The following is an 8,929-nucleotide window of genomic DNA, read 5'->3' as shown; positions in this document are numbered from 1 at the left end:
AAAGAAAATAGCCACTATTTATTCAGCAGAAATTAACACAGAACTAAGAGGGCAACTATTTAACGAATTAGCAGCCTAAGAACAATGTGATTGTTTTATTAAGAATGAAAAGCTTAAGCCTGAAGAAGAAAAAACAGATATTTAAACATAGTAGTAAGCTGAAGTTTGCAAGTGAAATAATTCAAGATGCAAAAATAAGGTTGAAAACCAGTAATTTTAAATTACTAGATGCCGGGGCAAATAAAAGATTAGATGCCTATGAAATTAAGATAGATAGCCACAATAAAATACTAAAAGCTAGTGGAACAATACAAAAAGCAGAAATCTTTAGAGAAATTGAAAGTTTAGCACAAGAAAGTCCATTATTATACGATTACTGTAATGCATTTTATTGGAATATAAAAAATATCATAAATGCTTGCTGTATTGCTGAAACTAAAATATTTAAAAATACTATTAATGAGAAAGAGGGTATAATAAAAATATTAGCAAAAGGTATAGATTTAATAACGCAAAGTTTCTTAACAGATTTGGTTTGCAGTATAGTAGCAGCAAGGCATGAGAGAAAGCATGGAAATAAAGTAATTAGTATAAACGATATTATGCGCAATAAAATTGGAATGGAAGATTTAGACGATAACTTAAAGAAAATAGCTATTATTAAAACACAAGAACGTAGAAACGAAATAATAAATCTCTCAAAAACACCTATATCAAATTCTTATTCCACTAAATTTCGAGCTAATATAAAAGAATTAGGTAATGTAGTTAAAGAATTTGGGCTTCCTAAAGCTATAGAAAGGCATGATAAGGACAATATAGCTGTGCAACTTGTAAAGGACTCTATTTTATTTATTGAATCTTTATATACAAACTGTGATGATATATTGAATGAAAAAAACGATTTTTACGTGCAGGATGAAAAGGGTGAAAATAGTAATATTGTCTAATGTTAATCTCTTCTGACACCTAATAAATGTAAAATCAGATAAGCAGTAATTGCCATTCTCCTAAGAATCGTGTATGCTGGTTTTCCCGCACACAGCTCAAACCTTGTTAGAGCCAGCCATTTGGTGGTGTATCACCTTACTCCCATTCAATGGAGCGTTTTATTATGAACCTAATGCACATGTGATGAGTTTCTTTTGAGTCGGCTCACGCTTTTCAAAATATTTCTTATATGCCGGATCATATATTGGGATCATATATTGTAGTATCGATTTTAACTTTTACATGTCTTACAATCGGTAAATATTTCATTTTGAGTCTCTTTATTCATACTCTTAGGTTCATCTAGTGACATAGATGGTTGCCTAGCGGAAACAACTCTTTGATACAACCTCGTGTCACACACTATTATATGGCTTTTCGGTTATTTAAGTATATGTTAAATATTGCTGAATACATAGAAAGTACTAAAAAATACAAAATTTCCTTTCATATATCCTTTAGTGTTCTATAATGGCATACAAAAATATACTGCTTCCTTTAAATTTATGGGAATTATTTGAAAATAGTGAATTAGTAAAAGCTACTTGGATTAATGATTATCAACTAATTAATGTTCATGAAATTCCTGATGAAAAATTGACAGAAAATACTTGGTCCGGAATTTTATAATTTTTTATGAAGCACATTCATACACGAGATTTGTTAAAGAGATGGTAAGAAATAGCAGACCTTTTACCTATATTTGCTGAGGTTAATATAGGGATTGATTATATAGAGTTAATTTTATTCTACATTTTGACCAAACTTGGTCAAAATGATATAATAGAAATAGAAAAAATACTTAAATCACAATTAATATAGCCAAAAATTTAATCACAGCCGGTGTAAAAACTGATTTAATAGCTACCTCAACCGGATTAAAGAAGGAAGAGATTGAAAAACTTAAATAAATTACTTATACATGTATTTATTATCATTTATATTAGGAGGATTAAATGCATTACTCCGTCAATTACGTTTATCAATTAGCTCTATAGAGTTTTATAAAGACGTATATAAAAACTATCAAGGGTACGGAATAAGATATGTATTGACCTTATCTTTTATCCCATCAATAATTTATTGTATTTTTATATTAAATTACATAATAACTTTAAAAGATTATTTTAACGGAATACAATCATCAAAAGTTACAGCCAACATTGAATATATTATCAATCAATTACCGGAAATTAAATATAATAATCCAAACATTTCAGTTGAAGGAGTAGAGCCTATATATTTATATAGCAAGAATAACAATAAAATAGTCGTCATTGATACAAAAAATCAAGTTTCTAACAAAGAAAAAAGCAAAATACCGTTTGTACTTGAAGAGAATAAGCTGAAGATAAATTTAATTGTAGCCAATACTAAGAAAAATTTCCCAAGTACTGTTAACTATTCTGAGATATTCAAGCAAAATGAAGTAATTTTAACTCCTGAAATAATAAAAAAATATTTTGCCGATAATTTATTATATGCACCAAATTTATTTATTTATTTCGGTATGCCGGCTATTATACTATTTTGGTTTGTAACATTCTTATTAGAGAGAAGTATTATAGTTTTGTTAGTATATAGTTTAGCTAATTTACTTACTACTAAAACTTCAATACAAACTTCTATAAGGCTAGTAATGTTTTCAAGCGGAGTCCCGATAATATTACAACCGGTTATTATTATATTAATACCGGAATTAAGCATATTATTACAGCTACTACAAATGTTTACAACTTGTTTAGTATTTGTCGCTATTTGGCAAATTAACAAGAACCTATCGCACTATATATAAGAAAAATCAGTTATCATATAATATGTGATTTTAAATCCTCAATTTACTAAAAAAACAGCCTATTATTAAAAAAATAAAAATTTTTATTGTTAAAATGAAACCTAAAGTTATTTATAAATTTAGGTAATTTAAATGGGTAAGGAAAAAAAGAAAGTAAGGGTTGCAGAAGAGCCGCAAGTTAAGGAATTTTCACAAGATAAAGAAGCAACAGAAGTAGACCTTATAAGAGGAAGAGTAATTAATATTTATGATAAAGGCGGCTACTTAAAGTCGGATCAATTGGTAATTCATGAACGAGAAGCTATTGGAGTCAAAAATGTTGAAGTAAAGAGAAATCTAAATTTCTTTCAACAAATTTTCGCTGCAGTAGGTCTTATAAAGGACATAAAAACAATCAAAGAAGAATTTACTTATACTACCGGCGATATACAAGGAATATTAAAGGATAACGGTCAATTTATTAAAAATTCTGAAGAAATTAGAAAATTTGTTGATAAAAATAGAGATATTCAAATTGCAGATATTGACGGTATCGGTATTGGTAATTTAAATCATCAGGGTAAAATACAAATTAATTCAAAGTTTGGACTAAGCAATGAAAAAATTATTCTTTATAAGGATGGTCAATTAGCTGCTATTGAAAGAAAAGGTCTACTTATAAATCAAGAAGGAGAGCCTTTATACTAAAGATCACTTAGTCCAAAAAGATAATAAAGTTTATCTCGTTGGAGATGCCGGAAGAAATATTGATACACCTTTTAGAGATCCAAAAACTAGAGCTAGAGATAATCGGAATAGATTAATAAAGAAATTTAAGCATGCTTTAATACCGGACATGAGTTAGGAAAATTAAACGATGCGATAGTAGATTCTGTAAGAGTTAAAGTAGTTCATCCAAATCCAAAACTTGCAGAATATCATCTTCAAGAAATAGCTCAAGGTAAGCAAATATGGGATGGGCATGAATTTAAAATATTACGTATGGGACCAGAGGAAAAAAATCACCAATTATTCTATGATACCTCCTCTCAAAGATTACTTGATGCTAACGGTAAAGTAGCTTCTACTATCGGTAAAGAAAGTAAAAGCATGAATAATGTTCAAGCATTTGTAATGGGAGAGGATGGAACAATTTATATGGGTACTCATAAAAATCAATATTTGCCAAATACTAAAAATCTTGTTCACGGTTCATTTTTAAGTGGAAAGCCTGCGAAAGCAGCAGGAGTTATAGGTATAAATGATATGGGGCAAATTGATTACCTTCGTAATAATAGCGGTCATTATCAACTTGAAGCTTTAGATATGTACTGTGCTGTAAAAAAATACAAGAAACTATGCCCGGTGCTTTAGATAAAAATTGTCAAATCGATATTCAAGGGTATCCACGAATACTTGTTACTGATTTTGTAAAAAATATGGACACCAAAGTAGGTTTCGGAAAAAATGCTAAAACTCATTATGAAAAACTAAGAGAGGAAAGAATAGAGAAAATTAAAAATTATCAAGCTAATTTAAAAAATATTGCTGCTTCTTCAAAACCTAAAGCTAGAAATAGAACAACAAACAGAGGGTGTGGATAATAAAATAATTAACTATTTATAATCAAATGTCATTCCTGCGAAAGCAGGAATCCAGCTAAATGTCATACTCCGGCATTGTTGCGTGGATTGGTAAACCCACTATGTTACCTAGTTCGCTTGACCACTGGGACCATAAAAATAATTTAAAGTACTAATATTTAAGTTGGGTCCTGCTACAAGCTTGCGGGATGATGACAAAGCAATTTTGGATTCCCGCTTCTAGTTAGGAATGACATCGAAGGTGTTTTTTGCACCATGCAACAACGTCCCTAGGTAATGTTGGATTAATTACTTATTTATAATATTCTCTCCTTCTTTTCTACTTCTACTAGTTTCTACACAATTAAATTTTAGTTTATATTAACAAGCTAATTTTTTATTAAATAATATAATTATATACTTGACTAAATTACTTGGGTATTGTTAAATAATTTTAAGTTTTAATAGGTTGGTTATATGATGTTGACGACGAAAGGAAGATACGCTGTAATGGCAATACTTGAAATGGCTTCAAAATCAAGTGCCGAACCGGTCACTTTGAATGAAATGTCCGTAAAACAAAATATATCGCTTAACTATTTAGAGCAGATATTTTCTAAACTTAAAAAAGCTGATCTAGTTAAGGCTATTAGAGGATCGAAAGGTGGGTATATTTTAATAGGTAACCTAGAAGAAATAAAAATTTCCAATATTATGGACGCCGTTAACGAAAATTTTATAATGACTACCTGCTATAAGAAGTCAGTTAAAACTTGCGTGCCTGATACAATAAAATGTAATTCGCATAAATTATGGCAAGGTCTTGGTAAGCATATTAGAGATTATTTTGAAAATATCTCAATTAAAGATGTTTTAAACTCAAATTTAAATATATGATATATTTAGATCATAATGCTACTACTTTTATCGACCCTAGAGTTAAGGAATTCATAATAAGTTTAATGGACAAGGAGCTTAACCCTTCATCAGCACATAGCTCAGGTAGATTTGCTAAGAATCTCATAGAAACGGCACGCGCACAAATAGCGGCGGCTCTTGGTATAGCCTTATCATCTAGAGAATATGATATTACTTTTACTTCATCAGGGACTGAAGGTAATAATTTAATAATGCAAAATTTTTATGACGGCGATATTTTTATTTCAGCTATTGAACATTTATCGATCTATAACCATATAAACTACGCTCCAAATATTAAAGTTATAAGAGTTAATACGCAAGGGCTAGTTGATTTAGAACATTTAGAAGAGTTGTTAGCTCAAAGTAATACTAGTAAAAAACTAGTTTCCGTAATAATGGCTAATAATGAAAGTGGAGTTTTACAAGATATAGCTGAGATAGGTAAAATAACTAAAAAATATGAGGCAAAATTTCATAGTGATTTAGTGCAAGGTTTTGGCAGAATACCAATAAATATCAAAGCATTAGGATTAGATTTTGCTACAATTTCAGGGCATAAAATAGGAGGGGGGCAGGGTGGTGCTGCTTTAATTTCTAGCTCTAATGTTCAAGTTACTCCAATGATTATAGGAGGAGGGCAGGAAAAATCAGTACGCTCAGGCACTGAAAATGTTTTAGCAATTGCAGGATTTGGTTTAGCTTCTGCATTGAGGACAGACAATATCTCAGAAAAGTATATAAAAATCAAAAAGTTACAAGAAAATTTAGAGAAAAAATTAAAAAAATATCCTAATGTAAATATTGTTAGTAATAACGTAGCTAGGTTGCCTAATACTACCTTAATTACTATACCAAATACGGATGCACAAGCGAAATTAATCGGGTTTGATTTACATAATATTTGCATAAGTTCCGGTTCTGCTTGTTCATCGGGAAAAATATCTAAATCGCATGTATTAACCAATATGGGTGTAGGGGAAGAAGCAAAATCTTCGATTAGGATATCTTTAAGCCATACTAATACGGTAAGTGATATAGAGGCTTTTATAGAGGCTTTTGAGGAGATTTACGATGTCATTCCTAGCTAAAAGCGACGTTGTTGCACGGCTCCGTTTATGTCATTCCCGCGGAAGCGGGAATGACATTGATTACTGTTTAAACTATACCAAAACATGAATTAATTTAACCATATGAACCCACAATTAAACAATTTAACCTTACCGATATATATGGATTATCAGGCGACGACTCCAATAGATCCAAGAGTAATGGAGGCAATGTTGCCTTATTTTACTACCAAGTTCGGTAATCCTCATTCACGCAGCCATTCTTTCGGTTGGGAGGCAGAAAACGCCGTTGAAGAGGCAAGGAGTATGGTAGCAAAGTTAATAGGAGCGGATACTAAAGAAATTATTTTCACTTCCGGTGCAACTGAGTCTAACAACCTTGCAATAAAGGGAATAGCAAAATTTTACAGCAATAAAAAGAATCATATTATTACCGTAGTCAGTGAACATAAATGCGTACTTGATGCTTGCAGGCATTTAGAGCAAGAAGGTATAAAAATCACATACTTACCGATTAAGCCAAATGGAATAATCGATTTAGAAACTCTAAAAAATGCCATTACCGATCAGACTATGTTAGTTTCAGTTATGGTGGTTAATAATGAAATAGGTGTTGTTCAGCCTTTAAAGGAAATCGGGAAAATTTGCCGTGAAAAGGGCGTTTTTTTTCATTCCGATATTGCTCAAGGTTTTGGTAAAATTCCAATTGATGTTAACGCGTTTAATATTGATCTTGCCAGTATCTCAGGGCATAAAATTTACGGTCCGAAAGGAATAGGGGCATTATATGTAAGGAAAAAACCTCGTGTGCGTGTTACACCGCTCATAAACGGTGGCGGGCAGGAGAGAGGTATGCGTTCAGGTACGCTACCGACTCCTTTAATCGTAGGGCTTGGCATGGCTGCTGAAATAGCGTATAGTGAGATGGAAAAAGATACTAAGCACGTAAATTACTTATTCGACAGATTTTTAAATAATATACATAAGCGAATTTCAGAAGTTTATTTAAACGGCGATAAAAATCAAAGATATAAAGGTAATTTAAATTTAAGCTTTGCCGGAGTTGAAGGAGAATCAATTATCCTTGCCATTAAAGATTTAGCGGTTTCCTCCGGTTCTGCTTGTACTTCTGCCTCTTTAGAGCCGTCATATGTTTTACGTTCTATGGGAATCGGTGAAGAGCTTGCCCATACTGCAATTAGGTTCGGCATAGGTAGATTTACTACCGAGCAGGAAGTTGACTACGCAGTAAATTTAATATGCTCAAAAATCGATAAACTAAGGGAATTAAGCCCTCTTTGGGAAATGATGCAAGAGGGAATTGATTTGAAAAAGATTAAATGGGCTGTACATTGAGAATATCGTCATTGCGAGCAGCCGTAGGCTGCGTGGCAATCTTGTCAAATATCCTGAGATTGCTTCGTCAAAATTTGCAGTTTTTCCTTGCAATGACGGCTCAGGTATTCACGCAAGTATAAAACATACAAAACCAAATTTTAGAGAATAACAATGGCTTATAGCAAAAAAGTGATAGATCATTATGAAAATCCTCGTAATGTTGGATCGCTTGATAAAGAAAATAAAAATGTTGGTACAGGACTAGTTGGAGCTCCTGCTTGCGGTGACGTTATGAAGTTACAAATCGCAGTTGATGATGACGGGATTATTACAGATGCTAAATTTAAAACATTCGGCTGCGGTTCAGCTATTGCTTCAAGTTCTTTAGTAACGGAGTGGGTTAAAGGAAAATCGGTAAAAGATGCCGAGACTATTAAAAATACCGCAATAGCAAAAGAATTGTCACTTCCACCGGTAAAATTACATTGCTCACTACTTGCTGAAGATGCAATAAAAGCAGCTATAGCCGATTACAAACAGAAAAAAGAAAGCAAAAAAGACTCTTAAAACATGAAAAATGTTGTTTCATTAACCGATTCTGCTGCAAAGCAAGTAAAATTGCTAATAGAAAAACGCGTCAAGCCTACCTTTGGTATTAGGGTAGGGGTTAAGTCAGGCGGTTGTGCCGGTCAGACTTATTACGTGGAATATGCCGATAGTAAAAATCAATTCGATGAAGTAGTTGAAGAAAAGGGCGTACGGATACTAATCGACCCAAAGGCATTAATGTATATTCTAGGTTCTGAAATGGACTATGTAGAGACTAAATTCAAATCCCAATTCACTTTCACTAATCCCAACGAAAAAGCTAATTGCGGCTGCGGCAAATCTTTTAGCGTGTAACACTTTAAAATCAATAAAGGTTTTAAAATATGTTTAACTGGGTTTATAATAAAATATTCTCTTATCCTTCACCTAATATTGAAAGCTTACGAAAAGAACTCGAGGAAAGAATTGATTTCTTTTTTCCGCTTAATACAGAAGAAAAGGAAAGAAGGGCTGAAATTAGACTTATGAGAGATGCTGATATCGAAAATGATAAAAAGTCTATTCTAGAAGCAATAGTAAAATCACTGCAAGACATTAAACCAAATGATCATTACATTCTTCTTGATCTTCAGTATTATAAACAGATCCATTTGGGGGTAATATGATATTTTCTAACTTTTCTTCTGATTCGGCACTGTGGATGTTTG

The 8,929-nt window shown here is 32.0% G+C and carries 12 protein-coding genes; all 12 read left to right on the top strand.

Features of this window, described 5'->3' with window-relative positions:
• Nucleotides 1-86 precede the first annotated feature (86 nt).
• The 12 genes from RGRA_RS13565 (at nucleotide 87) to RGRA_RS0105090 (ending at nucleotide 8,887) form a co-directional block, all read left to right on the top strand.
• Entirely contained in the window at nucleotides 87-950 is an 864-nt protein-coding gene (locus RGRA_RS13565) for a hypothetical protein (protein ID WP_236609811.1), read from the top strand.
• 511 nt (nucleotides 951-1,461) lie between these two features.
• A complete protein-coding gene (locus RGRA_RS11865) occupies nucleotides 1,462-1,620 on the top strand; it encodes a transposase (protein ID WP_024547331.1) in 159 nt (52 codons plus the stop codon).
• 292 nt (nucleotides 1,621-1,912) lie between these two features.
• Nucleotides 1,913-2,785: a DUF1189 family protein gene (locus RGRA_RS0105135; RefSeq protein ID WP_024547330.1), complete on the top strand. Its 873-nt coding sequence runs from the start codon at nucleotides 1,913-1,915 to the stop codon at nucleotides 2,783-2,785.
• A gap of 132 nt (nucleotides 2,786-2,917) precedes the next feature.
• Nucleotides 2,918-3,472 (top strand): hypothetical protein, encoded by a 555-nt coding sequence (locus RGRA_RS09070; protein WP_017442816.1) that lies wholly within the window; start codon nucleotides 2,918-2,920, stop codon nucleotides 3,470-3,472.
• 294 nt (nucleotides 3,473-3,766) lie between these two features.
• Nucleotides 3,767-4,138 (top strand): hypothetical protein, encoded by a 372-nt coding sequence (locus RGRA_RS0105125; RefSeq protein ID WP_017442815.1) that lies wholly within the window; start codon nucleotides 3,767-3,769, stop codon nucleotides 4,136-4,138.
• A complete protein-coding gene (locus RGRA_RS0105120) occupies nucleotides 4,123-4,368 on the top strand; it encodes a hypothetical protein (protein ID WP_017442814.1) in 246 nt (81 codons plus the stop codon). Before RGRA_RS0105125 ends, RGRA_RS0105120 begins: the two co-directional genes overlap by 16 nt.
• A 456-nt stretch (nucleotides 4,369-4,824) precedes the next feature.
• Nucleotides 4,825-5,244 (top strand): Fe-S cluster assembly transcription factor, encoded by a 420-nt coding sequence (locus RGRA_RS0105115; RefSeq protein WP_017442813.1) that lies wholly within the window; start codon nucleotides 4,825-4,827, stop codon nucleotides 5,242-5,244.
• Nucleotides 5,241-6,356: a cysteine desulfurase family protein gene (locus tag RGRA_RS0105110; RefSeq protein ID WP_017442812.1), complete on the top strand. Its 1,116-nt coding sequence runs from the start codon at nucleotides 5,241-5,243 to the stop codon at nucleotides 6,354-6,356. The genes RGRA_RS0105115 and RGRA_RS0105110 overlap by 4 nt, the downstream gene beginning before the upstream one ends.
• A 102-nt stretch (nucleotides 6,357-6,458) precedes the next feature.
• Nucleotides 6,459-7,691: an IscS subfamily cysteine desulfurase gene (locus RGRA_RS0105105; protein WP_017442811.1), complete on the top strand. Its 1,233-nt coding sequence runs from the start codon at nucleotides 6,459-6,461 to the stop codon at nucleotides 7,689-7,691.
• A 153-nt stretch (nucleotides 7,692-7,844) separates the two neighbouring features.
• On the top strand, nucleotides 7,845-8,240 hold the full coding sequence (gene iscU, locus RGRA_RS0105100) for a Fe-S cluster assembly scaffold IscU (protein ID WP_017442810.1): 396 nt from the start codon (nucleotides 7,845-7,847) through the stop codon (nucleotides 8,238-8,240).
• Nucleotides 8,241-8,243: 3 nt separating this feature from the next.
• Nucleotides 8,244-8,576 carry an iron-sulfur cluster assembly accessory protein gene (locus tag RGRA_RS0105095; RefSeq protein WP_017442809.1) on the top strand — a complete coding sequence of 111 codons (333 nt, stop codon included), beginning with the start codon at nucleotides 8,244-8,246 and terminating at the stop codon, nucleotides 8,574-8,576.
• A 29-nt stretch (nucleotides 8,577-8,605) separates the two neighbouring features.
• The gene (locus tag RGRA_RS0105090; protein WP_017442808.1) at nucleotides 8,606-8,887 is read left to right on the top strand and encodes a hypothetical protein; all 282 of its coding nucleotides are present in this window, start codon (nucleotides 8,606-8,608) and stop codon (nucleotides 8,885-8,887) included.
• Nucleotides 8,888-8,929 lie beyond the last annotated feature (42 nt).

Source organism: Rickettsia gravesii BWI-1 (assembly GCF_000485845.1).
Taxonomy (GTDB): domain Bacteria; phylum Pseudomonadota; class Alphaproteobacteria; order Rickettsiales; family Rickettsiaceae; genus Rickettsia; species Rickettsia rickettsii.
This window is presented reverse-complemented; position numbering and strand designations above follow the sequence as displayed.